We start from the raw sequence: 23,677 nt of genomic DNA on the forward strand, positions 1-23,677 counted from the left end.
TCCCGGGGCCGGGCGGGCGCGCAAGCGGGCGCCGCTGGCGCTCGATCTGTGCGGAATCGCCAAGGGGTTCGGCGTCGACGAGTTGGCCCGCTGCCTCGAGCAATTCGGCGTCGACAGTTATCTTGTCTCGATCGATGGCGAGGTCCGCGCCGGCGCGCCCAAGCCCGATGGATCGCCCTGGAACGTCGCCATCGAGGCGCCCGACCGCGCGGTGCGCGAGGCGACGGCGGTGCTGGGGCTGAGCGGCGGCGCGGTGGCGACCTCCGGGGACTACCGGCACTGGCGGCAGGTCGATGGCCGCATCGTCTCGCATACTGTCGATCCGCGGACCGACCAGCCGGTCGCCGGGCGCGTCGCGTCCGTCACCGTCCTCGCCCCGGACTGCATGCATGCCGATGCCTGGGCCACCGCGCTGATGGTTCTCGGCGAAAACGAGGGGCCGGCGCTCGCTGCGGCGCGCGGCGTGGACGCGTTGTTCATCCTGCGCTCCGATGGCGGCTTCGAAAGGCTCGGGACCGGCGTTTTCGGCTAGCGCGCCCTGCCAGCCGACAAGGTCCTTGCCGCCGGCCGCAAATTTCGGCATCGGAGGGAGTGACGGCAGGGGCGGGGGAGTCGATCGATGCAAACGAGCAGGCAGGAGCGCGCGGACGAGGCGTTGCCGCCATTTGCCGGGGCGGAAACGCCGCGTCGCGTCGCGGTGGTGGGAGCCGGCCTCGTGGGCCTGTCGGCGGCGATCTGGCTGCAGCGCGCCGGGCACACGGTGACCCTGTTCGACCGCGCCCTGCCCGAAAGCGAGGACGCCTATCGGCGGGCTGCCAGCTTCGGCAATGCCTGCACCTTCGCGACCGGGGCCTGCCTGCCCGTCGCCATGCCCGGAATCTGGCGTGCCGTGCCCGGCATGCTGGCGGATCCGGACGGCCCGCTGGCGCTGAGCTGGGCCGACCTGCCGGGACTGGTGCCGTGGCTCGTCGCCTTCCTGCGCTCAAGCACGCGGCGCGAGGTCGACCGCATCGTCGCCGAACTGGGCCGGCTTATCCGGGCCGCCGGCCCGGCACAGGAATCGCTGCTCGCCGAAGCAGAGGCCACGCATCTCGCCCGCCGTCACGGCTGCCTGTATCTGTACAAGAGCGAAGCCACGTTCACGGCCGCGCAACGCGACATCGAGCTACGGGCGCGTGAGGGCGTTGCCATGTCGATCCTGTCGCGCGACGAAATCCGCGACCGCGAGCCGCACCTGGCGCCGCTCTACCACAAGGGGCTGCTGTTCGAGGATGCCTGGCACTTCGATACGCCCTACCAGTACGTGCTGGCACTGGCCGGGCTGTTCCGGCGCCGCGGCGGGACGCTGCGCACGGCGGAAATCCTCGGACTGCGCCCGGAGCAGGCCGGCATCCGGCTGGCAGGCGATCCGGACGACGAGGTCTTCGAGCGGGTCGTCATTGCTGCGGGAGCCTGGTCGCGGCGGCTGGCGGCCAGCGTCGGGGACCGCGTGCTCCTCGATACCGAGCGCGGCTACCACGTGCTGTTCCCCGGCAGCGAAGGCCTGCTCGGTGCGCCGACCTGCTATCCCGAGCACGGCTTCTACATGACCCCGACCGGCGAGGGCCTGCGCGCGGCGGGGACGGTGGAACTGGGCGGCCTCGACCGGCCGGCGCGGGGGCGCCGCACCGACGTCATCGAGCGCGTGACGCGCCAGCTACTGCCCGAAATCGGCGCTCCAGGGCGGCGCTGGCTGGGCTTCCGCCCCTCGGCCCCGGATTCACTGCCCTTCATCGGGCCGAGCCCGACCGACCGGCGCGTCGTCCATGCCTACGGGCACGGCCATATCGGGCTCACCCTCGCCGCCATTACCGGCCGCCTCGTGGCCGAACTGGCGTCGGACCGGACGCCGGCCCTCGACCTGTCGGCGCTTGCCCCCGGCCGCTTCTGAGGCTCAGCTGGGCGTGAGGCCGCGCAGCCGCTCGGAGCGCCGGCGCAACAGCTCGAGCGTCGTCAGCAAGGCGATGGAGACGATCACGAGAATGGTCGCCACGGCGAGGATAGCCGGGCTGATCTGCTCGCGGATGCCGTTCCACATCTGGCGCGGGATGGTCTGCTGGTCGTGCGCGGCGATGAACAGCACCACGACGACCTCGTCGAACGAGGTCACGAAGGCGAACAGCGCCCCGGCGATGACACCCGGCAGGATCAGGGGCATGGTGACGCGGCGGAAGGCGACGGCCGGGGAGGCGCCGAGCGAGGCCGCCGCCCGCGTCAGCGAATAGTCGAAGCCGACGAGCGTCGCCGTCACCGTGATGATCACGAAGGGGATGCCGAGCGTGGCGTGCGCGAGGATCACCCCGGCATAGGAATTGGCGAGCCCCACCTGCGAATAGAAGAAGAACAGGCCCGTCGCCGTGATGATGATCGGCACGACCATGGGCGAGATCAGCACGGCCATGATCAGCCGCCGGAACGGCATTGCCGGGCTGGCGAGGCCGAGGGCCGCGACGGTTCCCAGCACGGTCGCCACTATCGTCGCCGAGATGCCGATGATCAGCGAATTCTTGGCGGCCCGGATCCAGGCGGAATTGTTCCACGCATCGGCCCACCAGGCGGCATTGCGCGGTCCGTCCGGCGCCTGCATGCCGTGCGTCAGCAGCGTGTCGTACCAGCGCAGCGAATAGCCGGCCGGGTCGAAGGTCAGCATCTTCTCGGTGAAGGTGAAATAAGGCTCGGCATTGAAGGACAGCGGGATGACGATGAGGATCGGCGCGATCAGGAAAAGCAGCACGAGCCCGCAGATCACGAGGTAGACGAGGTGCCAGAGCCGCTCCAGCGGACTTGCATAGGTGGGAAGCGCCATCCGGTCAGCCCAGCTTCATGTTGTCGATTCCCACCAGCCGGTCGTAGAGCCAGTAGAGCAGCAGCACCACCCCGAGCAGAATGGCGGCGAGGGCCGCGGCCAGCGACCAGTTGAGCGAATTCTGCATGTGGAAGGCGATGAGGTTGGAGATCAGCTGCCCGGAAGCGCCGCCGACCAGGGCCGGTGTGATGTAGTAGCCGACCGCCAGGATGAAGACGAGCAGCGAGCCGGCGCCGATGCCCGGCAGCGTCTGCGGCAGGTAGATGCGGCGGAACGCCGTCCACGAACTGGCGCCCAGCGAGCGCGCCGCCCGGACGTAGGCGGGATTGATGGTACGCATCACCGAATACAGCGGCAGCACCATGAACGGCAGCAGGATGTGGGTCATCGCCACGATGGTGCCGGTCTGGTTGTAGACGAGCGACAGCCGCTCGGAGTCGGAGATGATGCCGAGGGCCACCAGCGTGCTGTTGATCACGCCCTGGCCCTGCAGGATGGCGATCCAGGCGGTGGTGCGCACCAGCAGCGAGGTCCAGAACGGCAGCAGCACGAGGATCATGAGCAGGTTGGAGTAGCGCATCGGCAGCGTCGCGAGCAGGTGCGCGACCGGGAAGCCCAGCAGCAGGCAAAGGCCCGTGATGAGGGCCGAGAGCAGCAGGGTGCGCTGGAAGATGTCGACGTAGATCTTGCGGTCCGCCGGCACGCTGACGATGCTGCCGTCGGTGGCGCGCGTCAGGTCGACCGCCGCGAGGTAGAAGTCGGCAGTATAGGCGGTGGAGACGTTGCGCATCGCCGACCACAGTTCGGGACTCGCCCACGCGTCGTCGAGCGCCGGCAGGCTCTCGGCATAGGGCGGCTCGAGTCGGGCGGCGCGCCGGCCGGCGGAGGTGAACAGCGAGCGCGTGCCCGACAGCTCGTAGTTCACGCGCGTGCCGACCACCCCGATCGTCCGGGCCTCGGCCGCGGCGGTGATGTCGGCGACGAGGGCGGCATAAGCAGACTCATCGGGGACCGTGCCGGTGGGGTGGTCGCGGAACCACGCCGAAATCATGGGCATGTTGTCGGCGAATGCCGGGTTGTGGATCGAGCGGTGCAACATCTGCCCGATCGGCACCACGAACGAGAAGAAGACGAAGGCAAGCAGCGGCAGCACCAGCAGGAAGGCGCGACGCCGCGCCCCGCCCTGTGCCCGCGTGACCGCTGCCTTGAGCGGGCGCCCCCCGGTGGGTACGGCTGCTGCTGTCGCCGCGTTGTCCAATGTCATGGCCCCGTACAGAAGGGCGGCGCGGCGGCTAGGCCGCGCCGCCGGAGTGTCAGTTCGCCGCCAGCCAGGCGTTGAAGCGCTCGGAGATCTCGATGTCGTGGTCAGCCCAGAACTCCACGCTGGTCACGAGCGAGCCTTCCATGTGCTCAGGCGCAGTCGGCAGGTTCGGGGCCATCTGCGTCTTGCCGTCCTTGAACAGCCCGACAAGCGCCATCGAGGACTTGCGGGTCGGCCCATAGGAGATGAAGCTCGCCTGGTCGGCGAGGCGCTGGGTGTCGGTCGCGAACTTGATGAACTCCCAGGCTGCATCCTTGTGCGGCGCCCCCTTGGGGATCACGTACAGGTTGAAGTCGAGGATCTGGTGGTCCCACAGGATCTCGAAGGGCTGGTTCTCCTCGATCATGGCGTTGAAGATGCGCCCGTTATAGGCGGTGGTCATCGTCACCTCGCCGTCGGCGAGCAGCTGCGGCGGCTGTGCACCGGCCTCCCACCAAACGATCTCCGACTTGATGGAGTCGAGCTTGGCCAGGGCCCGGTCGATGCCCTCCGAGGTTCCCAGCACGTCGTAGAGGTCGGCCGGCTCGACGCCGTCGGCCATCAGGGCCAGTTCCATGGTGAGCTTGGCGCTCTTGCGCAGGCCGCGCTTGCCGGGGAAGGCCTCGAGGTCGAAGAAGTCCTCGATCTCGTCGACGCCTTTGGTCTTCTCGCCGTTGTAGGCGATGATGGTGGAATAGACGATGGTGCCGACGCCGCACTCGTAGATGCCGCCCTCGACGAAGTCCTCCTGCCAGGTCTTGCCGTCGGGCGACAGCGGCAGTTCGTCGAGCGGCAGCACCTCGAGGGCGCCTTCGTCGCACAGCCGCACCAGGTCGGACGGCTCGAGGTCGGCGACGTCGATGGTGACGTTCCCCGCCTCGACCTGGGCCTTGAGCGGCGTCGCGGGATTGTCGGCGTCGACGGAGTTGATCTTGATGCCGGTCATGGCCATGTAGGGCTTGTGGTATGCCTCCATCTGGCTGGCGCCATAGGCTCCGCCGAAGGACATCACGGTGATCTCCTTGTCCTGGGCGCTGGCCGGCAGGGCCAATGCGCACAGCGCCGTGGACATGATCAGTAGTTTCCTCATCTCTTCAGTCTCCCTGTTGAAGTCTTGTCGAAATCGCCGTCAGAGCGGATCGAGCGCGCGCGCGTCCTGCGCCGCCCATCCGATGCGGACCTTCTCGCCGGGCACCAGCCGGCGCCGCGTGCTGGCATTGCGCGACTTGACGACAAAGTCCCGTGAGCCGGCCACCTTGAGGCGGGTGCGCAGGACATCGCCCATGTAGATGAATTCGAGGACCTCGGCGTCCATGGCCTGAAGCTGCCCATCGGCCGCGACGGGGTCGACCTCGACGCGCTCCGGCCGGATCGACACCAGCGTCTTCTGGCCCTTGGTGGTGACGTTGACGGCGGTGGCTTCGATGAGCGTGCCGTCGGCGAGACGGACGCGTGCCCGCGTCCCGTCGATCTCCTCCACCGTGCCGTGCAGGCGGTTGTTCTCGCCGATGAAGTTGGCCACGAAGCTGTTGCCCGGCCGTTCGTACAGTTCGTCGGGGGCGGCCAGCTGCTGGATGCGTCCTTCGTTGAACACGGCCACCCGGTCCGACATGGTCAGCGCCTCGCCCTGGTCGTGCGTGACGTAGACCACCGTGATGCCGAGCTGCTCGTGCAGGTGCTTGATCTCGAACTGCATGTGCTCGCGCAACTGCTTGTCGAGGGCGCCGAGCGGCTCGTCCATCAGCACCAGGGCCGGGTCGAACACCAGCGCCCGCGCCAGCGCGATGCGCTGCTGCTGGCCGCCGGACAGCTGCGCCGGGCGGCGTGTCGCGAAGCCCCCCATCTGGACCATGTCCAGGGCCCGCTTGATCTTGGCCTCGCGCTCGGCCTTGCCGACGCCGCGGACTTCCAGCGGGAAGGACAGGTTTTCGCCGACGCTCATGTGCGGGAACAGCGCATAGTTCTGGAAGACCATGCCGATGCCGCGCTTGTGCGGCGGCACCTGGTTGATCGGCCGCGAATCGAGGCGGATCTCCCCGTCCGTCGTGGTCTCGAAACCGGCGAGCATCATCAGGCACGTGGTCTTGCCCGAGCCGGAAGGGCCGAGCATGGTCAGGAACTCACCCTTGGCGATCTCGAGATTCAGGTCGCGCACGACCAGTGTCTCGCCGTCGTAGCTTTTCTGCACATGCTCGAAAGCCACGAAGCTGCTGTTATTCCCCGTCAACGTCCCCCCTCGTCTCCCCGTTTCCCTGTATCCGGGAAACTACTCAGTCGCGATAATCGGCCTCCACCGGCGCACACACTGCAACGGCGATGGCAACAATGCAACGCGCAAGCGACGACGGCTGGGGGAAGCCCGCGTGGCGGCGGCGGCCACGAACGTGCCAGGGCGCGCCGCGGCGCGTGCGGCGACCCGCCGGGTCCTGGGTGATGGCGAGCGGTCGCGCGGCAGGCCGAACTGCGGCATTTCGCCCGCGCCATGCCGATTGAAAGACCGGACCCGCGTGTCTGCTTATCTTGGGAAATTGGCGCGCCCACGGGGAATCGAACCCCGGTTTTCGCCGTGAGAGGGCGACGTCCTGACCGCTAGACGATGGGCGCGGCGCTCTCTATATCGACGGCATTTGCCGCCGCGTCAACCGTCCCGTCCGAGAGGAGAACGGGGGGTTGGCGCGCCCTAGGGGAATCGAACCCCTCTCTGCACCGTGAAAGGGTGCCGTCCTAACCGATAGACGAAGGGCGCCTCGGTGCGTCCGTATAGGGGGCTTGCCCGCACGTGGCAAGGGGGTATGGCGCGCGCGGCGTCGGCTGCCGCAGGTCTGCGTGCCGGTCTTCGTCGGCGGGCAGCGTATCAGCAGGCTCGAGGGTGCCCTGTTCGTCACGGCCTACGTGGCCCACCTGACGCTGCTGATCCTCACTCGCAGCAGCTGAGCGAGATGGCGCCGGCCGCCCCGTCGGCTATGGTAGCCGCATGCGAGCGGCCGGCGAGGGGCGGGAATGCACAGGAACATACTGGTTGCCATCGACGGATCGGCCTGCGGCTTCGCCGCTTTGGAGGAGGCCTGCGCGCTGGCGAAGGGGCTCGATGCCCAGCTGTCCGTCGTGACCGTGTGCGAGCGTCCTCCCGGCTTCGCCGATTCCGAATTCGGCTGGCAGGTGCCCGAGGACGCCTATCTTGCGGTGCACGACGCCGAGACTGCGGCCGCACAGCGCCTACTCGCCAATGCTTCGCAGCGAATCGCGCCGCAGGGCGTGCGCTATTCCACGCACCTGCTCGATGCCGTCACGGCCTATGAGGGCATCCTGAGCGCGGCCGAGCAGTTCGACGCCGACCTCATCGTCATGGGTTCGCACGGCCGGCGCGGGTTGCAGCGCCTGCTCCTCGGCAGCCAGGCCGCAAAGGTCCTGGCCCTCAGCCGCCAGCCCCTGCTGGTCGTCAAGCTCGACGGGGCAGGGGGTGCGCTCCGCGCCTAGGCGCGGCAGAGGTCAGCAGCTGAAGGTGACCGGCCGGTTCCAGCCGTGCGGGCGGTCGCGGACGTCGATGTGGATGAACTGCTTGCCGGGGTAGCAGCCGAGCCCGCCCACCGCATGCTGGCGGGCCGCGAAGGCGATGAGCTTCTGCTTGGGCACGCCGGGAATGAAGAAATCGGCTGCCATGCACTTCATGTGGTAGGAGTCGTCGGTGCCGCCGACCCTGCCGTTGTAGAACGGGTCGCGATAGCCGGAATTCAGCACGATCTTCCTGCCGAAATAGCCCTCGAATTCGAGGATGGCGAGCCGCAGCTTGGGCGTGAGGCAGAAGGCGTTGACGTCCTTGTGCGCAACGTAGGTACCCCAGCTCTGCTGGTAGCCGCGATAGGCGCTGCCGCCGCCCGCGGCGAACAGGGCAAAGGGCAGGCAGCCGCCAAGCAGCGCCGTGGCGAGCAGCGCCAGAACCAGTCGCTTCATGTCGTTTCCCCGAGCCGTCGGGCCGTCGCGCGACAGGCAGGGGTGTCCCCCGCCGCACGCGCGAAACTAGCGCGACGATGGTGAAGCGGCGGCTAAGTCGAATGGTTAGGGATCGGTTACCAGACGCCCGTGTTGGGCATCGACGCCCAGGGTTCCTGCGCCGGCAGGGCAGGGCCCTCCTGCAGGAGCTCGATCGAGATGCCGTCGGGCGAGCGCACGAACGCCATGCGGCCGTCGCGCGGCGGCCGGTTGATGGTCACGCCCATCGCCATGAGGTGCCGGCAGGTGTCGTAGATGTTGCCGACGGCGTAGGCGAGATGGCCGAAGTTGCGCCCGCCCGAATAGGTCTCGGGGTCCCAGTTGTAGGTGAGCTCGACCTGGGCGTCCGGCTGCCCGGGAGGGGCGAGGAAGATCAGCGTGTAGCGACCCTTCTCGTTCTCGGAGCGGCGCACTTCCTCGAGCCCGAGCCCGTCGCAATAGAACCGGAGGCTGGCATCGATGTCGGCGATGCGGACCATGGTGTGCAGGTACTTCATCGTCTGGGCGCTTCCTCAATTCCGTTGACGTGGCAAACCTGGCCTAGATGCTTTGCCCGACGTGCCGATTTCGCAACCGCCGGACGAATGCCCAGACAAGCAGAAGCACGGTTGGCGTTGCAATCGAGAGCATCAACGTCTTTTGCCAGTGCAGCTCGTCAAGCCACCCTGCCGCAGCATAGCTAAGGATGCCAAGGAGGTAGTAGCTAATCGCGATCGTCGACAAACCCTCCACGGTACGCTGCAACAGGAACTGGTTGTGCGTATTCTGCGCGATGCTGTCCAGCAACGCAGCGTTCTGTTTTTGCATGTCGACGCCGATACGAACTTCGAGCAATCCGATAGCCCGTTCCAGCTTATCGGAAAGCACCGCGAGGCGCTTCTCGATAGCCGAACAGGTCGCTAGTGCAGGATCGACGCGGTTGCCAATGTAATGAGCCAGCGTCGACCCCCGTACCGTGGCACTTTCCCGCAACCCATCCAAACGTGCCTGCAACACCGCTCCATAAGCTTTTGCTGCGGCGAATCGATAACTCAGCCTCTCGGAGATCCGACCACAACGAATGGAGAGCGCGTGCAGTTCGTCCAGCGCCGCCTGTGTAGCTGACGGAGCTGTCGCGTCAGACATTCGCTCCAGCATGGCAGACAGCTTCACTTCAGTGTCACGGAGCTCCGGTTCGATTTCTCGCGCCGCGGGCAAGGCAAGCAAGGCCATCGTGCGATAGGTTTCCACCTCCAGAAGCCTGCGCACTATGATGGAGCGCCGCAACTGCGTGAGAGCTCCCACTGCGAGTTCGAATCGAACGAAACGTTCGGCGTCAGGAACGAAGTCGGTCGCCACCTGAGCAAGTGTACTTTCGATGTGGGACAGACAGAGACTGGGAAGGTTAAAGCCCGGGACCAGCCGTTCCGGCACCTGGGCTTCGGCAATGACGTCGATGCGGACTGCACCAATCAGCAGTCCGCTTTCGGCCACGTGCAGTCCAACATCCTCTGGATAGTTGTCTTTGTCGCCCAGATCGCTTCGCCAGGTGACAGTCACGAACTCGGTGTGAAACTCCCAAGTCACGTGCCTGTGCGTATTGGTAAAGGAATACTGCCGCGCCGTGTCATCTGGAACAGGCAGATTTGACTGTGAACAGAAGGCCTTGAACTGCCTGAAGATTGCCTGCATTGCGCCTGGCGCAGCAGGGACAATGAACACGAGACGGCGCAGCCTGCATGTGGCCGGGATCAGGTCTACCGGTCGCGCATGGATCTCGTCCATGATTGCAGCACGGTGTGGATGATCGATGGGCATAGGACGCGAGACCACACAAACGGTTTGTCCGATGCCGGTTCATTTGCGTGCAAATCGACCTTCAGACAATCAGACATGCGTATAGCCTCGACCATGACGGGGGCGGATAACTGCTGTATTGCGCCTGAAGAGATCGCATCGGCACTCGGATTCAGGCGGGAGCGCTGGAAGGGCTGGCAGAGACGGCTCGACCCGTCCCCGCTGCATGCGAATGGCCCAGCGCCGCTCTAGCAAGGCGCAGCGTCGCGGCAACCGCGCCGGGGGCTGTGGAAACCGGCCCGTCGACAAAACTTATTCTCAACCACTCCTTAACATCTGGTGCTGAATCGGCCAGACTGCCCCCGTTCCGTGGAGTACCCCGCGGTAGCGGGGACAGTGTGCGAAAAAGGCGTTGGGCATGGGGGCCAAGTATCCAGCCGAGGGGGGCGAGTCCGGAGTTCCGGCACGTGACGCGGGCCCCGGCACCCGGGACACGGTGGGTGATCCCCGCCCCGGGCATGAGCTCGATGTCCTCGAGATTGTCGGCTCCATAAAGTGGTTCGACGTCGCCAAGGGTTTCGGCTTCATCGTTCCCGACGATGGCCGCCCCGACGTCCTGCTGCACGTAACCTGCCTGCGCCGTGACGGCTACCAGACCGCCTATGAGGGGGCCCGTGTCGTGTGCGAGGCGCTCAACCGCCCCGGCGGGCTGCAGGCCTTCCGCATCCTGTCGATGGACGAGTCCACCGCCCGCCACCCGGCGCAGATGCCGGCGCCGCGCACGCACGTGACGGTCGAGCCGACGAGCAAGCTCGAGCGACTGGAAGTGAAGTGGTTCAATCGCATCCGCGGCTTTGGCTTCCTCTCGGCCGGCGAGGGCAGCCCCGACGTCTTCGTCCACATGGAGACGCTGCGCCGCTTCGGCATTACCGAACTCAGGCCCGGGCAATTCGTGCTGGTGCGCTACGGCCATGGGCCGAAAGGCCTCATGGTTGCCGAGATCCGGCCAGATGGCTGGGGCGACGCACCTTCCTCGCATTGAGGCCAATGCCGTGACCCATCGTCTCGCCGCCGGACGTATCCCTGCCGTAACGGCCGTGGTGCTGGCCGTGCTGGTGCCGCTGGCGGCGCTGGGTGACGAGAGCCGCATCGTGCTGCACACGGATAGCGGCGCGCACGCCTTCACCGTCGAGATCGCGGACACACCCGAACTGCGCCAGAGGGGTTTGATGTTCCGCGACTCCCTCGCCCCCGATGCCGGGATGCTCTTCGATTTCGGCGAGACGCGACCGGTGAGCTTCTGGATGCGCAACACGTTCATCCCGCTCGACATGGTGTTCATCGCCGCTGACGGCACGGTCGAGAACGTGCACGTCAATGCCCGGCCGCACGACACCACCTCGATTCCGTCGGGAGCGCCCGTGCGGTTCGTGCTGGAGATCGCCGGCGGCCGTTCGGTGGAGATCGGGCTCAAGCCGGGCGACAAGGCCGAGCATGCGCGGATGGCCGGCGAGGCCAAGGCGCCGTAGTGCCGGCGGCCGCTACAGCCGGCTCAGCACCATGCAGTCGAGGATCGCCCACAGGTGCAGCGTGGCGCCGGCCACGACGAAGCCGTGCCACAGCACGTTGTGGAAACGCAGCTTGTGCCACAGGTGGAAGACGATTCCCGCCGAGTAGGTGAGGCCGCCGGCGAGCAGCAGCCAGAGCGTCGTCGGCGGCACGGTCGCCGCCAGCGTCTGGAATACCAGCACGCCGCTCCAGCCGATCGCCAGGTACAGCAGCAGGGCGAGGCGGCCGAAACGTTGCGGAACAATGAGCTTGAGGGCGATGCCGACAAGCGAGGCTCCCCAGACCAGCACCATCATGAGGCTGCCGGATGGCGTGGCGGCAATGGCGGCGAGAAACGGCGTGTAGGTGCCGGCGATGAACAGGAAGATCGCCGCCTGGTCGAGGCGCGCCAGCACCTGCTTGGCCCGCGACACCGGCGCGAGGTTGAAGGCGAGGGACGTCCCCAGTGCTGCCAGCAGGGTGACGACGTAGAAGACCAGGGCGGGAAACTCGCGCGGGGCGGTTTCGAGTGCGGCGAAGGCGAGCAGGACCGCACCCATCGCCGCGGCGACCAGCAGCCCGATTCCGTGAACGATGCCATCGGCGACGACCTCGGCCGGGCTGAAGCGGCGGCTCGCCGTCCCCCAGAAGCGTCCCGATGCGCCGGCGGGATTCCCGGTCATGGCCACCATCCTCTTGCCCGCTGCTGCCGCGGGGTCGACCGTACGGTGCAGGCCCGCGGCGGGCAGCGGGGCGGGCCCAGCCTGTCGATAACTCGTTCGCCTTCTCCCGCGCGCCTTCCGATCAGGGCCGCCAACGGGTAACAATGCGGTTACGCAGATGCTGCGCAGTTCCTACCCAAGGTGGTGTCGATGGCCGTAGATGTCCAGTTCGCCGCGCTCGCCGACGCCACGCGCTGCCGCGTGATCGAACTGCTGCACGAGAGGCCGCGGCCGGTCCACGAACTGGCAGCGGCCTTTTCGATCAGCCGGCCGGCGATCTCGCGGCATCTGCGCGTTCTGAAGGAAGCGGGACTGGTGCAGGAGCAAAAGCGGGGCCGCGAGCACCTGTACTCGCTCAAGCGCGGGCGCCTGCGGAGCCCCTCGGAGTGGCTGCTCCGGCATCTGGGCAAGGCCGAGGCCGCCGGGGCGCCGCCACGGAGCCGCAAGAAGGCCGTTATCAAAGTCGAACCCTACCGGGCCGCGCCGGCAGCGGCGCCGCAAATGCAGCTCGATCTGTTCTGAACGGTCGGCCCCGCGGCATGGCCCCGTCAGGCAATGGAACCCGGCTCGTCCGCTCACGTTCAACCGCAGGTCCCACAAGAACAAGCGGAGAGCATTCGATGCCCGAACAGAAGAAACTGGACGACCTTTTCCTCGATACGCTCAAGGACATGTATTACGCCGAAAAGCACATCGCCAAGACACTCCCCAAGCTGGCGAAGGCCGCCCAGTCGGCGGAGCTGAAGGCAGGGTTCGAGCACCACCTCGAGGAGACCGAGAACCAGATCGAGCGGCTGGAGCAGGTCTTCGACCTGCTGGGCAAGCCGGCCCGTGGCAAGACGTGCGATGCGATCCTCGGCCTCATCGAGGAGGGCAAGTCGATCATGGACGAGTTCAAGGACACTCCTGCCCTCGACGCGGGGCTGGTGTCGACGGCGCAGGCGGTCGAGCATTACGAGATTGCCCGCTACGGCACGCTCAAGACCTGGGCGCAGCAGCTCGGCATGCCCGAGGCCGTGCGGCTGCTGGACGCCAATCTGCGCGAGGAGGTGGCGACCGACAAGAAGCTGACCCAACTCGCGGAGATGGATGCGAACCGGCAGGCCGCCTGAACTGTCGCCACCACGGCAACGGGGGTCCGCCGGGCCCCCGTTTCATTCTGGCGAGGGCAACAGCTCGTCGATCCTCCCGGTCAGGAAGTAGGCGGCGAGCCCCAGCCATTCGCGCAAGGCGATGCTGGTGACGGCGACGTTCTCGGCCGGCTGGTCCAGCTTGAGGCGGAATATCTCGTTTCCCGGGCTGAGATAATCCGCCGGCCACGGGACCACCGGAAAGCCCGCCTTGCGGAACAGACCGGCGGCCCGCGGCATGTGAAAGGCCGACGTTACCAGCAGCCAGGTCTCGCCGGGCTGCGGGGCGAGCAATTGTTTGGTGAACGCCGCGTTTTCCTCGGTATTGCGCGCCCGCGGTTCCAGCGTGATGCGATCCGCGGCAATGCCGAAATCGGCAAAGAAACGGGCGCCGGCCGCCGCCTCCGGATCGGTCCCGGCGAACAGCACGCCGGTCCCGCCGGAAATCACGACGCGCGCCTGCGGGTAGAGCAGGGCCAGCCGCAGCGCCTCGGTGAAGCGGTCACCGGAGCGGTTGAGTTCATGGCCGTGGCGGACGTCGTTGATGTCGGCGTCCATGCCGCCGCCGAGGACGATGATGCCGGTGATCGTCGCCGGCATCGTTGCCGGCCGCTGGAAGCGCGCCTCAAGGGGCTGGATTACGAGAGAGCCGAAACTGGTGAACGCGCACAGCGCCAGCAGAACGAACGCCGCCAGCAAGGCGCCGCGCGACGTCTTCTGCCACCGCGTTAAGCCCAGCAACAGGCCGAGGAGGCCGAGCAGCAGCACCAGCGAAAGCGGCTGCAACACCAGCCAGGCGATCTTGGCAAGAATGACGAACATGCGAACCTTCCAGGGGCGGTGCCGCGCTTGGGGAAAGCACTGGAGGCAAGCCCGGCAGGCTTGTCAACGACCGGAGCCACTCGACGGCAGATGATGCTTGAAACATCAAAACAGCAGGAATATACGTTAACTCAACTGCTTCAGGGATGAGTCGTGATATCTGGACCCCAAATGCGAGCTGCCCGGGCGCTGCTCGGTGTCGACCAGAAGCGGCTGGCCGCGCTGGCGGGCGTCTCGCTGCCCACCATTCAGCGCATGGAGGCCAGCGACGGCATCGTCCGCGGCACCGTCGATACGCTGACCAAGGTCGTCGAGGCCCTGAACTCCGCGGGGGTCGATCTTCTCGCCGAGGGCGCCCGCAGCGAAGGCGGCGGCCGCGGCGTGCGGTTGCGCGAGGCCAGCGAACTCAATCGCCAGGAGTAGGAATTGGAGACCACGGCGACCCGCGATACCAGAAGGCGCAAGCCGACCTTTGCCGAGCTGTATACCCCCAAGCTCGTCACGGTGCTGCGCGAAGGCTATGATTTCGGCGCGCTGCGCGCCGACCTCGTGGCGGGGCTGACCGTCGCCATCGTCGCCCTGCCGCTGTCGATGGCCATCGCGATCGCCTCGGGTGCGCCGCCCGAGCGCGGCCTGATCACCGCCATCGTCGGGGGCTTCCTGATTTCGTTGCTCGGCGGCAGCCGCTTCCAGATCGGCGGGCCGGCGGGTGCCTTCATCGTGCTGGTGGCGGCGACCGTCGAACGCCACGGCATCGACGGCATGCTGCTGGCAACGCTCATGGCCGGCGTGATGCTCACGGCCATGGGCTTCCTGAGGCTCGGCACCTACATCAAGTTCATCCCCTATCCCGTCACGGTCGGCTTCACGGCTGGCATCGCCGTGATCATTTTTGCGAGCCAGATCAAGGATCTGCTGGGGCTGACCCTGGATGGCAAGGAGCCGGGGGAATTCCTCGACAAGATCATCGTCCTCGGCGAGGCCCTGCCGACGACGAATTTCTTTGCGCTCGGCGCGGCGCTGCTGACCATTGCCATCATCATCGGGCTGCGCGCCTGGCGGCCGACCTGGCCGGGCATGCTGATCGCGGTCGCCGTTGCCTCCGCCGCGACGGCCCTGTTGCAGTTGCCGATCGAGACGATCGGCACGCGCTTCGGCGGCATTCCGAGCAGCCTGCCGTTGCCGCAACTGCCCGCATTTTCACTGGAGAAGGTGCAGGCGGTGCTGCCCGCCGCCATGTCCTTCGCGCTGCTCGGGGCGATCGAATCGCTGCTCTCCGCGGTCGTCGCCGATGGCATGACGGGGCGGCGCCACCGCTCCAACTGCGAGCTTGTCGCACAGGGCGCCGCCAATATCGGCTCGGCCCTGTTCGGCGGTGTCTGCGCCACCGGCACCATCGCCCGCACCGCGACCAATGTCCGCGCCGGGGCGCGCGGACCGATCGCGGGCATCCTGCACTCCGCATTCCTGCTGGTCTTCATCCTCGTCGCCGCCCCGCTGGCCAGCTTCATTCCGCTGGCGGCGCTTGCCGGCGTGCTGGCCGTGGTCGCCTGGAACATGGCCGAGCGCCGTGCCCTCGTGCGGTTGGCCCGCTCGTCCCGCGGCGATGCAGTGGTGCTGGCGGCGACGTTCCTGCTGACCGTGTTTCGCGACCTCACCCAGGGGATCATCGTCGGCTTCGCCATCGCCGCGTTGCTGTTCATCCATCGCATGTCGGTCGGCACCGGAGTCGAACTGCAGGGTGCCTCGGGCCTCGACGACAAGGCCGACGACGCCAACGGCGACCGCGTGCCGTACGATTCGGCGGTCGCGACCGACCCGGACGTGCTGGTCTATCGCATCACCGGCGCGTTCTTCTTCGGCGCGGCATCGACCGTCGACATGATCCTCGAGCGCATCGGCGGACGACCCAAGAGCGTCGTCGTCGACCTCTCCGGCGTGCCGCTCCTCGACTCGACTGCAGCCAACTCGATGGCGGGACTGGCAGCCGGGGCGCGCAAGAACGGCGTGCGCTTCTTCATCACCGGAGCCTCGGTGCCGGTGCGCCAGATGCTGCTCGCGCATGGGGTGAAGGAGCCCCTCGTGCACTACCGCGGCAAGCTTGCCGAAGCCATCGCCGAGGCCAGGGAGGTGCCGGCCCCGGCACCGGTCGCTGCGGCAAGCTGAGGTCGGCGGATCCCGGGTTGACCGGATTGGCCGCGTGACCAGATCGCCAGCCCTAGTTGCCCGAGCCGCTCCCGAGTGTGCCGGCCGCGCCCATCCACAGCCCGTGATCCTCCTTGTGCGGCGGCAGATAGTGGCGTCCCGGAGGAAGTGTCTCGAACACTGCTCCGGACTCGTCAGCGAGGTAATCGTAGCCCACCTTCTGGAAGCGACGGCCCGGGTCGAGGGCGTTGTACAGGTCGCGCCGTGCGACGCGCCGCTTGGGCTCGATCATCTTGAGATGGTAGAGATTCAGGTGCGAGTCGAGTTGGCGGTAGTGTGGCGGGACCCACGATCCGTGCAACGCGGCCGACGAGAACCCGGACTTGTCCGTGATCGGGAATTGGTCGTGGAAGATCGGAAACAGGCGCTTCTGCAGCTTGGTACCCCAGATGCCGTCGACGCGATAGGAGACGGGGCTATACATTTCCCTGAGATTGAAGGTCCAGCAGACCTTTCCCGGTATCAGCACCATCTGACGGATGCGGTTGGCGACGGCGTGTTCAAACCGCTCGTCGGGATCGACCGCCAGCACCCATTGCGCCCCGGCGGCGTGCGCTGCCGAAAGCAATGTCCGTCGTCGTCCAGGGTCGCCGGTGAAGGGCTCCGTCGCCGCCCGGTCGTCCCAGCTGATCCAGCCATCGACGATGGGGGTAATGTTGGCAATCAGGTCACGCACCAGATGCGCGTCGTAGCGAAACGAGAACACGGCGACGATGCGCGGCCGGACAAGCCGGCGAAGCAGCGAACGCCGTTCGCCCGGCACCTCAATGGTCAACATGCCGGAGCGCCACGCTTGTCATCGAGCCCGCACTGAGCATGGAACTGACCTCTGGCCTGGTCCGCGGACCACATTCCCTCGCCCCCATCCGTTCTCCCGGGATCCGTGCAAGGCGCGGGCGACACGTTCCGCAAGACGCATCCATCTCTGTCGTGGCGATGGCGGTACATGGCGACCCGCAGGTGGCGGATGCCGTGAAATCGCTGCTGGAACAGGATGTTCCAGTCGAGGTCATTGTTGTCAATAGCGGCCGGGACTTGCTCCCCGGCACGCTTGACGACCGACTTCTCGAGCGCCTCGTTCTCGTCGAAGCCGATGACCCTCGCATGCCCGGCGGCACCCGCAATCTCGGCATTGCCGAGGCACGAGCACCGATCGTTGCCTTCCTTGCCGCAGATTGCCTGGTCGCGCCGGATTGGGCGCGGCTGCGGGTCGAAGCCCATCTCGCCGGTGCCACGGCGGTCGCGAGCGCATTGCGCCCGTCACCGGCCGGCAATGGCAGGATCCCGCTGTCGAGCTGGGCGAGCTACGCGCTGCTCCATGTCCGTCGCGCGCCCGAGTACCCCGCACAATGGGCCAAGTGCTACGGGGTCTCCTACGACCGGGCAGTGTTCGAGCGACACGGCCTGTTTCGGGATGATCTGCGCATCGGGGAAGACACGGAGTTCAACGCGCGGATCGCGACGGATGGTCCAATTCTGTGGGCGCCGCACATCGTCACGCTGCACCGCTATCCGCAGACCGTAGGCGCCGCGATCCGCGACATGTTCCGGCGGGGGGCAGAACTCCATAGGTACAATCTTGCACACAGGCGATGGCCGCTTCTGGCCTCCATCGGCCAGGTGCTGGAGAGCTGGCGGGTTGCCCATCGCCTGGTGAGGCTGGCCGAAGGGCAGACACGCGCCGCACTCATGGGTGCGACGCCTCTGATAGCGTTGCTCGCGCTGGCCTATGCCGGCGGGGGCGTGGTCGCCGCGCTGCGTCTCGACGGACGGAAACCATGAAGAACGCGCCGCAAGAGGCGACGAGGGTGGTGGCGATGGCCCCCGGCGCCATGCGTGCAACGGTCGCCGCGGTCTGCCCGACCCCGTGCGCCCGATCGTGGTCGCGATGACATCGGTGGCCGTTGCCATACTCGATCGCGACGATTGGGCCGCCAACACCGACATCATCGTCGTGGCCGATGCCAAGCGCCGGCGTCTCACGTGGGTGCCGCGCGACCTCTGGTCACCCCTGTTGAACGACCGGATCAACGCCGCCTTCCGCCAGGGCGGCGGCGCCCGCCTGCTTGAGGCGCTGGGGCAGCTGGGCTTCCCCTGCGACAGCGTTCTGTGCCTGCGCCGCGCCGCGACGGAGGCCGCCCTTGCCGGAGCGGACGTCACGGTTCCGGTCGAACGCTCGCAGGCATTCTGGTACCCGCTCTGGCCCACCGAACCGATTGAGAATGGCCGCAAGCTCGTGGAGTTCCGTGCACCGGGCGAGCGGCTGCAGGGAGAGCGTATCCACCAGTGGATCGGCGCTCGCCACGCCGTCGCCGGTGACGGTTCCGACCTCATGCGGCTCGCGCGTCAGCGTACACTCCTGCTTGCCCTGCTTCGGCAGGGCGTCGATTTCGGCCAGTTGCTGCGAGACCCCGATCTCGTCCGCATGTTCGGGCCCGATTCTCGCGCCACGCTGGCGCAAGTGGACGAGACCTGGGCGATGCGGGTGTTCGCCGATGTCCTGCCCGAAACGATCGATGGCAAGCACGTCCTTGTCCGCGCCAACACGCTCCAGCGCCTGCTCCACAGGCTGCGGTTGTCCGTGCGGCACAGAGTCGGCACGATCCTGGGGAGGTAGCGCGTGAGGGGCTCGAAGCCCTGCCTCAGAGGTGCCTCCCGGCCGGTTAATGGTTGTGGGGGCGTTGCCGCCTCTTCGGGTTCAGCGCAGGCCTGCGGGTTCCCGGGGACTGGTGGCGCTTGTCCGCGGCGCCGCCCTGGTGCGGCCGACGCCAGCGTGCCGCGGCCATCGAGGGCTCAGTGCAGAACGAGGGGCGAAGAACCATCCGCGACCGTCGTGGGACAGAGCAAACTCTCTGTCGAAGCGTCCGGGCGCGGTTTCACGCTCGCGCAAAGCAGCAGCGACCTCGATTGCCTCGGCCTGGTCGACCGGACGAGGGCGATACCCCGTGGCGCGATTGTCGGAAACGATGGGGTAGAGCTTGAGGAGCGCGGCGCTGCCGGCCTGGCCGCCGGTCACGTCCAGGCGCGCGACCAGGCTGAAGGGCGGGGCCCCGTACTTCCGATAGCGGCCAGGCGAGTTGAAGATGAAGTTTCCGAGCGAGAACATCGTCGTCCCGCTGGCTGCCCCGCGCATTTCCTGCAGCCGGTGTGCGCCGTGCCCGATGACGAGGTCGGCGCCTAAGGCAAGGAAGTCCTCGCTGAGCCTCGCCATTTCCTCGCTGGCCCAGCCGTAGTTGATCGCGCCGCCCCAATGCGGATAGACAATGATCAGCGATCCAGGGTCGCCGGCCCGCAACCGCGCGATCGCGTCGGTGATGGGCGAGCCGGCCTTCCCCGACAGCGGGTTGACCCCCGGTCTGCCGGCTGAAGCGTAGAAGCGATACTTGCGGTCGTAGGTGGGGCGGAACTCAAACCCGGCCAGGATGTGCACATTGCCGAAGGGGGTGGCATAGCTCAGCGGCCGTGCGGCATCGGCGGCGTCGGCGCCGGCGCCGAAGGGTATGATGCCCGCGGCGGTGAGAGCGTCGACCGTGGACATCAGCAGGGATGGGCCGAAATCCTGCGCGTGATTGTTGGCAAGGGATACGGCGTTGACGCCCAGCCGTTTGAGAATTGCCAGCGTGCGGTCCGGCCGGTCCCAGCCCTGATAGGCCTTGTTGCCGCCGAATGGATCCTTCGGCGCATCGGCCAGCACGGTTTCCAGGTTGGCGACAAGAACCGATTTGTGGCCCACGAGGGGAGCGAGGCCCTCGACGAAACTCCACGGATCCTCATTCAACCGCTGAAGCTCCATCGAGCGATCCGGGTGCAGCAGGTAGGCGTCGCCGAGGCTGGTGTCGCCGACGAAGACGAAACTGGCCGTCCCCGCACTATCCTCGCTGTCCGGGATGGGTAGCGGGAGCAGCCGGGGCTCCTTGGTCCGGGGAGATCGTATCCGACGGGGAGATTCTCTTGGAAAGGCGGGCGCTCGGGGGCGGTGCTCGTCGGGCGCGGGCGGGGCCCCTCCTACTTTCCTCACCTCAGAGACGACCTTGTGCAGGTCAGTGGCATGGGACCCCTTGAACAGGACGACGTCGCCATCCGCCAGTTCCGGCTCGAGCGTCGCCCAAAGGCCGGAAATGTTCGGCAAGAAGCGGCCGCGCACCCGAGCGGGCAGGGCGTCCCACAATGCACGCATGAGCGGCCCCACGAGATACACCCGCTCGATATCGTGCTCGAGGATGGAGTTGGCGAGGGCGGCATGAAATGCTTCGCTGTCGGGACCGAGTTCCAGCATTTCCCCGAGCACGGCGATGTGGCGTCCCATGCTGCCGACGGGGCGTTCCGCCAGGGTCTCCAGGGACGCGCGCATGGATGTCGGGTTCGCGTTGTAGGCGCCGTCGATCACGGTCACGGTTCTAGGCCCTAGCCTCGCCGTGAACGTGGCCCCGCGGCCGGCAAGCTCCCGGCTGTGGGCAAGGGCGCCCGAAGCCCGGCGCCAGTCGAGGCCGAGCCCCGCAATCGCGGCGAGCGCGCCGACGCTGTTGAGGGCCATGTGCCGGCCGGTGGCGCCCAAGGCAAAGGACGCCTTGTGGCCGAATACCTCGACTTCCACCACCCCGTTCGTCGGGCTGTAGGACACTAGCCGGACATCCGCCCGAGGATGGACGCCGAATGATACTTCCCGCGCGCGTGCGCCGCGGACCCGGCTCCTGAGATAGGGGTAGACATCGGAGTCGCGCGGGATGACGGCGATGCCGTTGCCCATGAGGTCGAACAAATTGCTCTTCACCTGGGCGATGCCGAGAGGTGACCCAAAGCGCTCCATATGCGCTTCGCCGATATTGGTGATGATAGCCACATCCGGCCGCAGATTGTCGGGGGTGTCGCTGCGCGAGAGGAAACTTGCCGCCACTTCGAACACCGCGATCGCCTCGCGCCCGAGATTGGCGACTTCGCAATTGACCCCGTCGAAGGTGTTGAAGTTCACGGTGCGACGCTTCGGTACGCCGAAGACGCCGAGCATGTCGCCGAGCATGTCAACGGAACTGCTCTTTCCTGCGCTCCCGGTGACGGCGATGACCCTGCCAGGGAAGTTGGCCCGGCTTGAAACCGCCAGTTTGGCCACGGCTGTGCGTACAGAGGCAACCCGAAGGCGCGGCACATGGGCGAGTCCGCGTGGCGCCTCGTCCTGCATCAGCAGCGCATATTGATTCTCCTCGAACTCCTCGATGCGATTGATGTCGACGCCGTAAAGAAACGACTTGCACCGCGGAATGACAAGCGCCTGTTTCTCCAGTCGTTTGCGCGTGAAAGCCACGGCGTAAGTCGCCCAGCCCGCAGGCGGCCTCACTTCCCAGCGGCCATCGACGAGTGCTGCCAGTTCGTCGGCGGTCCATCTCCACACGCTAAACACCTCCTACGCGAACAACGAAGCTCGCCGGGAATTGTTTTGGGTTGGCGGGCAACAGTCAAGCAACCACATTGCGAACGTGCGTAGATGTTGTCATGTAAAGTTGCAATTTGACAGTAAACGAGTATCGATCAACTCATGGTTGTATGCGGGCGGGAGATGAAGGAGGGACGAATGCGCCCCTGGCGCAGGATGCGAGCCACGGGCTTCAGTCGGGCGGGAGGCGCAATCGAGCGCAATGGAAAGCCATGAAACATGGGGCGATGCTGAGGAGGGACATTGCCGGTGAGATCGTCGGGTCGTGCGTCGCGCACTTGTTTTCGCTGCTCGGCAGCAATGGGAAGTTCACCTATGCGCACCGGCAGTTTGCCCCCGAAGAGGCGCGTGAGGGATACAACCTGCTGCGCCACTGCGGCACGGTGTGGTTCATGTGCAAGGCGATCCGGTCGCTTGCGATCGAACTGACGCCGCAGCAAAGGCAGTCTCTGGCTGCCGCCCTCGGTTACATACGCAGCAAGACCAAGGAGCCACCGTGGGCCGCCGGATTACTGCCCACGCTGTGCATGACATCGAAGGATGTCGTGAAGCTCGGTGGCGTCGGGCTGGCAGCTCTCATGATCCGAGAAAGCGCGGCTCTGGGGCAGATCGACGAGGCGTCGCTTGCTGCGCTCTATCCCGAAGGGCCTGAACTGCATTGCATCCGCCTCGAGAACTACATTGTCGCCCAGCTCAACGGACATGACTTCTTCCACAAGCGCGTCTTCACGACCGGCGAGATCCTTCCCTTCGAGAGCGACTACTACACCGGCGAAGCGCTGTTCGCCCTGATGCGCTCGCCACGGCGGGTGCCACGAGTCCGGACGGTCATGGAACAGCTCCTGGACCGCGGCTACGGATTGCCCCAACAGAGCCACTGGATGGCTTACGCCGCCTGTGCCGCGCTCAGGGCCGACTATTGCGACGCTGCGACGGTCTTGACCTATATCGAGCGCCTGATCGACCGGATCATTTCTGATCCGAGCTATCGGCAGCGGCAGGAATCGACCCCGATCGCCTGCCGGACCGAGGCCCTGGTGGAGATCCTGCAGGCGCATCGTCAGGTGGCCTGGCTGGGCAGGCACCTCGCCCCAACGCTGGTCGACGCGGCGCGGGCCACGGTCGTCGAAAACCTCACGCTCCAGCTGCGCTACTACGGCGAGGGCCAGTTCAAGAAAGGGCGCGACTCCGACAAGGTGCAGATCGACTACATCCAGCACAATGGCGCCGCCTTTCTGGGCTGGTCGGCCCTGGCCGATCAATAGTCGGAGCGCCTTTGCCGCCCAAGCCGGCCCCCGTGCCGACATGCGCGCACACCCAGTTCACACCCATGACCGTGGGCTCTTGCGGCCTGGCAGCATGATTGGCCGGAGCGTTGTTGCCAAATTGTCTTGGCGATACTTATTTTAGTTGTTGCCATTCTGCCACTCAGCGCCCCTATTGCGCACTATGGACATGTAAAAGTGAACTATTGAATTAGTACATTCAACATAAAGTACTGCGGAATACTCTTATGAATCAACAGACTATGATAATATGCGAGTCGTTAAAGAATGAACGTGAGTTGATTTAGCCGGTCGGAGACCGAGACTAAAGAATAAGATACTCTCTCAAGTCATGTGGTTTGACTCGATTCAAACTGTCGGGAGAGTATCCAAATGAGGCGGCTGTATTTTCTATTAATGACGACCACCGTTCTTGGGCTTGGCGCGCCGGTGCAGTCGACCCAGGCGGCGGATCTGACCATCAATCAAATAGCGCAGCGTCATTCGCAGGTGCAGCATTTCGTCGAATGCCTGCGGTGGATGATCTCCGATCCCGAGATGCATGCCGCCAACTGCCTGCCGGGCCAGGAGTTGCCCCTGGCGTCGCTCTCCAGCCTCGGGGAGGGGTCGGTCCACGCAATCGCCG

At 66.4% G+C, this 23,677-nt stretch carries 25 protein-coding genes and 2 tRNA genes; 14 read left to right on the forward strand and 13 right to left on the reverse strand.

Annotation, left to right across the window (positions count from 1 at the left end; genetic code table 11):
* Window positions 1–532: FAD:protein FMN transferase (locus VGD93_RS08030; protein ID WP_395010930.1), on the forward strand; the 532-nt coding region annotated here is incomplete at its 5' end.
* Window positions 533–619: 87 nt separating this feature from the next.
* A complete protein-coding gene (locus VGD93_RS08035) occupies window positions 620–1,930 on the forward strand; it encodes an NAD(P)/FAD-dependent oxidoreductase (RefSeq protein WP_395010932.1) in 1,311 nt (436 codons plus the stop codon).
* A gap of 3 nt (window positions 1,931–1,933) precedes the next feature.
* Here the strand turns inward: VGD93_RS08035 and VGD93_RS08040 are convergent, their stop codons facing one another.
* From VGD93_RS08040 to VGD93_RS08065, 6 genes are all read right to left on the reverse strand, one after another.
* Entirely contained in the window at window positions 1,934–2,845 is a 912-nt protein-coding gene (locus VGD93_RS08040) for an ABC transporter permease (RefSeq protein WP_395010934.1), read from the reverse strand.
* 4 nt (window positions 2,846–2,849) lie between these two features.
* Window positions 2,850–4,109 carry an ABC transporter permease gene (locus VGD93_RS08045; RefSeq protein WP_395010936.1) on the reverse strand — a complete coding sequence of 420 codons (1,260 nt, stop codon included), beginning with the start codon at window positions 4,107–4,109 and terminating at the stop codon, window positions 2,850–2,852.
* Between the two features lie 49 nt (window positions 4,110–4,158).
* Window positions 4,159–5,235 (reverse strand): ABC transporter substrate-binding protein, encoded by a 1,077-nt coding sequence (locus VGD93_RS08050; RefSeq protein ID WP_395010938.1) that lies wholly within the window; start codon window positions 5,233–5,235, stop codon window positions 4,159–4,161.
* A gap of 39 nt (window positions 5,236–5,274) precedes the next feature.
* Window positions 5,275–6,372, reverse strand: a complete 1,098-nt coding sequence (locus tag VGD93_RS08055) for an ABC transporter ATP-binding protein (protein ID WP_395010939.1) — start codon at window positions 6,370–6,372, stop codon at window positions 5,275–5,277.
* A gap of 302 nt (window positions 6,373–6,674) precedes the next feature.
* Window positions 6,675–6,749, reverse strand: a tRNA-Glu gene (locus VGD93_RS08060).
* Between the two features lie 67 nt (window positions 6,750–6,816).
* A tRNA-Glu gene (locus tag VGD93_RS08065) sits at window positions 6,817–6,891 on the reverse strand.
* 23 nt (window positions 6,892–6,914) lie between these two features.
* Here VGD93_RS08065 and VGD93_RS08070 point away from each other — a divergent pair.
* Together VGD93_RS08070 and VGD93_RS08075 are read left to right on the forward strand one after the other, a co-directional pair.
* On the forward strand, window positions 6,915–7,079 hold the full coding sequence (locus VGD93_RS08070) for a hypothetical protein (protein WP_395010940.1): 165 nt from the start codon (window positions 6,915–6,917) through the stop codon (window positions 7,077–7,079).
* Window positions 7,080–7,145: 66 nt separating this feature from the next.
* On the forward strand, window positions 7,146–7,622 hold the full coding sequence (locus tag VGD93_RS08075; protein ID WP_395010942.1) for a universal stress protein: 477 nt from the start codon (window positions 7,146–7,148) through the stop codon (window positions 7,620–7,622).
* Between the two features lie 12 nt (window positions 7,623–7,634).
* Here VGD93_RS08075 and VGD93_RS08080 read toward each other — a convergent pair whose 3' ends face one another.
* From VGD93_RS08080 to VGD93_RS08090, 3 genes are all read right to left on the reverse strand, one after another.
* Window positions 7,635–8,096, reverse strand: coding sequence for a YcbK family protein (locus tag VGD93_RS08080; RefSeq protein ID WP_395010943.1), 462 nt, complete (start codon window positions 8,094–8,096; stop codon window positions 7,635–7,637).
* A 116-nt stretch (window positions 8,097–8,212) separates the two neighbouring features.
* Complete coding sequence (locus tag VGD93_RS08085; RefSeq protein ID WP_395010945.1) at window positions 8,213–8,632, reverse strand: VOC family protein; 420 nt, start codon at window positions 8,630–8,632, stop codon at window positions 8,213–8,215.
* A gap of 43 nt (window positions 8,633–8,675) precedes the next feature.
* Entirely contained in the window at window positions 8,676–9,932 is a 1,257-nt protein-coding gene (locus tag VGD93_RS08090) for a DUF3422 family protein (protein ID WP_395010947.1), read from the reverse strand.
* A 397-nt stretch (window positions 9,933–10,329) separates the two neighbouring features.
* Here VGD93_RS08090 and VGD93_RS08095 point away from each other — a divergent pair, with 397 nt between their 5' ends.
* Window positions 10,330–10,953, forward strand: a complete 624-nt coding sequence (locus VGD93_RS08095) for a cold-shock protein (protein WP_395010948.1) — start codon at window positions 10,330–10,332, stop codon at window positions 10,951–10,953.
* A gap of 10 nt (window positions 10,954–10,963) precedes the next feature.
* Window positions 10,964–11,440, forward strand: coding sequence for a DUF192 domain-containing protein (locus VGD93_RS08100; RefSeq protein WP_395010950.1), 477 nt, complete (start codon window positions 10,964–10,966; stop codon window positions 11,438–11,440).
* Between the two features lie 12 nt (window positions 11,441–11,452).
* On the opposite strand, the gene trhA is transcribed toward VGD93_RS08100, so the two are convergent.
* The gene (gene trhA, locus VGD93_RS08105) at window positions 11,453–12,142 is read right to left on the reverse strand and encodes a PAQR family membrane homeostasis protein TrhA (RefSeq protein WP_395010952.1); all 690 of its coding nucleotides are present in this window, start codon (window positions 12,140–12,142) and stop codon (window positions 11,453–11,455) included.
* Window positions 12,143–12,331: 189 nt separating this feature from the next.
* Here trhA and VGD93_RS08110 point away from each other — a divergent pair, with 189 nt between their 5' ends.
* Both VGD93_RS08110 and VGD93_RS08115 read left to right on the forward strand, forming a co-directional pair.
* The gene (locus tag VGD93_RS08110) at window positions 12,332–12,703 is read left to right on the forward strand and encodes an ArsR/SmtB family transcription factor (protein ID WP_395010953.1); all 372 of its coding nucleotides are present in this window, start codon (window positions 12,332–12,334) and stop codon (window positions 12,701–12,703) included.
* Between the two features lie 98 nt (window positions 12,704–12,801).
* Entirely contained in the window at window positions 12,802–13,293 is a 492-nt protein-coding gene (locus tag VGD93_RS08115) for a ferritin-like domain-containing protein (protein ID WP_395010955.1), read from the forward strand.
* Window positions 13,294–13,335: 42 nt separating this feature from the next.
* Here the strand turns inward: VGD93_RS08115 and VGD93_RS08120 are convergent, their stop codons facing one another.
* Window positions 13,336–14,079, reverse strand: coding sequence for a YdcF family protein (locus tag VGD93_RS08120; protein ID WP_395010957.1), 744 nt, complete (start codon window positions 14,077–14,079; stop codon window positions 13,336–13,338).
* A gap of 207 nt (window positions 14,080–14,286) precedes the next feature.
* Here VGD93_RS08120 and VGD93_RS08125 point away from each other — a divergent pair, with 207 nt between their 5' ends.
* Both VGD93_RS08125 and VGD93_RS08130 read left to right on the forward strand, forming a co-directional pair.
* Window positions 14,287–14,556, forward strand: coding sequence for a helix-turn-helix domain-containing protein (locus VGD93_RS08125; RefSeq protein ID WP_395010959.1), 270 nt, complete (start codon window positions 14,287–14,289; stop codon window positions 14,554–14,556).
* A 3-nt stretch (window positions 14,557–14,559) separates the two neighbouring features.
* A complete protein-coding gene (locus VGD93_RS08130; protein WP_395010960.1) occupies window positions 14,560–16,299 on the forward strand; it encodes a SulP family inorganic anion transporter in 1,740 nt (579 codons plus the stop codon).
* A gap of 52 nt (window positions 16,300–16,351) precedes the next feature.
* On the opposite strand, the gene VGD93_RS08135 is transcribed toward VGD93_RS08130, so the two are convergent.
* Window positions 16,352–17,116 carry a hypothetical protein gene (locus VGD93_RS08135; protein ID WP_395010962.1) on the reverse strand — a complete coding sequence of 255 codons (765 nt, stop codon included), beginning with the start codon at window positions 17,114–17,116 and terminating at the stop codon, window positions 16,352–16,354.
* Between the two features lie 158 nt (window positions 17,117–17,274).
* On the opposite strand from VGD93_RS08135, the gene VGD93_RS08140 reads away from it, so the two are divergent.
* Both VGD93_RS08140 and VGD93_RS08145 read left to right on the forward strand, forming a co-directional pair.
* Entirely contained in the window at window positions 17,275–18,120 is an 846-nt protein-coding gene (locus VGD93_RS08140; RefSeq protein WP_395010971.1) for a glycosyltransferase family 2 protein, read from the forward strand.
* Between the two features lie 97 nt (window positions 18,121–18,217).
* Window positions 18,218–18,955 (forward strand): hypothetical protein, encoded by a 738-nt coding sequence (locus VGD93_RS08145; protein WP_395010963.1) that lies wholly within the window; start codon window positions 18,218–18,220, stop codon window positions 18,953–18,955.
* An 81-nt stretch (window positions 18,956–19,036) separates the two neighbouring features.
* Here the strand turns inward: VGD93_RS08145 and VGD93_RS08150 are convergent, their stop codons facing one another.
* The gene (locus VGD93_RS08150; protein WP_395010965.1) at window positions 19,037–21,637 is read right to left on the reverse strand and encodes a CapA family protein; all 2,601 of its coding nucleotides are present in this window, start codon (window positions 21,635–21,637) and stop codon (window positions 19,037–19,039) included.
* A gap of 356 nt (window positions 21,638–21,993) precedes the next feature.
* Here VGD93_RS08150 and VGD93_RS08155 point away from each other — a divergent pair, with 356 nt between their 5' ends.
* The gene (locus VGD93_RS08155) at window positions 21,994–23,031 is read left to right on the forward strand and encodes a hypothetical protein (protein ID WP_395010967.1); all 1,038 of its coding nucleotides are present in this window, start codon (window positions 21,994–21,996) and stop codon (window positions 23,029–23,031) included.
* A 393-nt stretch (window positions 23,032–23,424) separates the two neighbouring features.
* Window positions 23,425–23,677 (forward strand): hypothetical protein (locus tag VGD93_RS08160; RefSeq protein WP_395010969.1); only part of this gene is annotated, 253 nt, incomplete at its 3' end.

Origin of the sequence: Devosia sp., assembly GCF_036406155.1 — a bacterium.
GTDB lineage: Bacteria > Pseudomonadota > Alphaproteobacteria > Rhizobiales > Devosiaceae > Devosia_A.

Coding starts and splice junctions, on each gene's coding strand:
- VGD93_RS08035 (WP_395010932.1), top strand. CDS start 620: ATGCAAACGAGCAGGCAGGAGCGCGCGGACGAGGCGTTGCCGCCATTT.
- VGD93_RS08040 (WP_395010934.1), bottom strand. CDS start 2,845: ATGGCGCTTCCCACCTATGCAAGTCCGCTGGAGCGGCTCTGGCACCTC.
- VGD93_RS08045 (WP_395010936.1), bottom strand. CDS start 4,109: ATGACATTGGACAACGCGGCGACAGCAGCAGCCGTACCCACCGGGGGG.
- VGD93_RS08050 (WP_395010938.1), bottom strand. CDS start 5,235: ATGAGGAAACTACTGATCATGTCCACGGCGCTGTGCGCATTGGCCCTG.
- VGD93_RS08075 (WP_395010942.1), top strand. CDS start 7,146: ATGCACAGGAACATACTGGTTGCCATCGACGGATCGGCCTGCGGCTTC.
- VGD93_RS08080 (WP_395010943.1), bottom strand. CDS start 8,096: ATGAAGCGACTGGTTCTGGCGCTGCTCGCCACGGCGCTGCTTGGCGGC.
- VGD93_RS08085 (WP_395010945.1), bottom strand. CDS start 8,632: ATGAAGTACCTGCACACCATGGTCCGCATCGCCGACATCGATGCCAGC.
- VGD93_RS08090 (WP_395010947.1), bottom strand. CDS start 9,932: ATGCCCATCGATCATCCACACCGTGCTGCAATCATGGACGAGATCCAT.
- VGD93_RS08095 (WP_395010948.1), top strand. CDS start 10,330: ATGGGGGCCAAGTATCCAGCCGAGGGGGGCGAGTCCGGAGTTCCGGCA.
- trhA (WP_395010952.1), bottom strand. CDS start 12,142: ATGACCGGGAATCCCGCCGGCGCATCGGGACGCTTCTGGGGGACGGCG.
- VGD93_RS08110 (WP_395010953.1), top strand. CDS start 12,332: ATGGCCGTAGATGTCCAGTTCGCCGCGCTCGCCGACGCCACGCGCTGC.
- VGD93_RS08115 (WP_395010955.1), top strand. CDS start 12,802: ATGCCCGAACAGAAGAAACTGGACGACCTTTTCCTCGATACGCTCAAG.
- VGD93_RS08135 (WP_395010962.1), bottom strand. CDS start 17,116: ATGTTGACCATTGAGGTGCCGGGCGAACGGCGTTCGCTGCTTCGCCGG.
- VGD93_RS08140 (WP_395010971.1), top strand. CDS start 17,275: ATGGCGGTACATGGCGACCCGCAGGTGGCGGATGCCGTGAAATCGCTG.
- VGD93_RS08155 (WP_395010967.1), top strand. CDS start 21,994: ATGCTGAGGAGGGACATTGCCGGTGAGATCGTCGGGTCGTGCGTCGCG.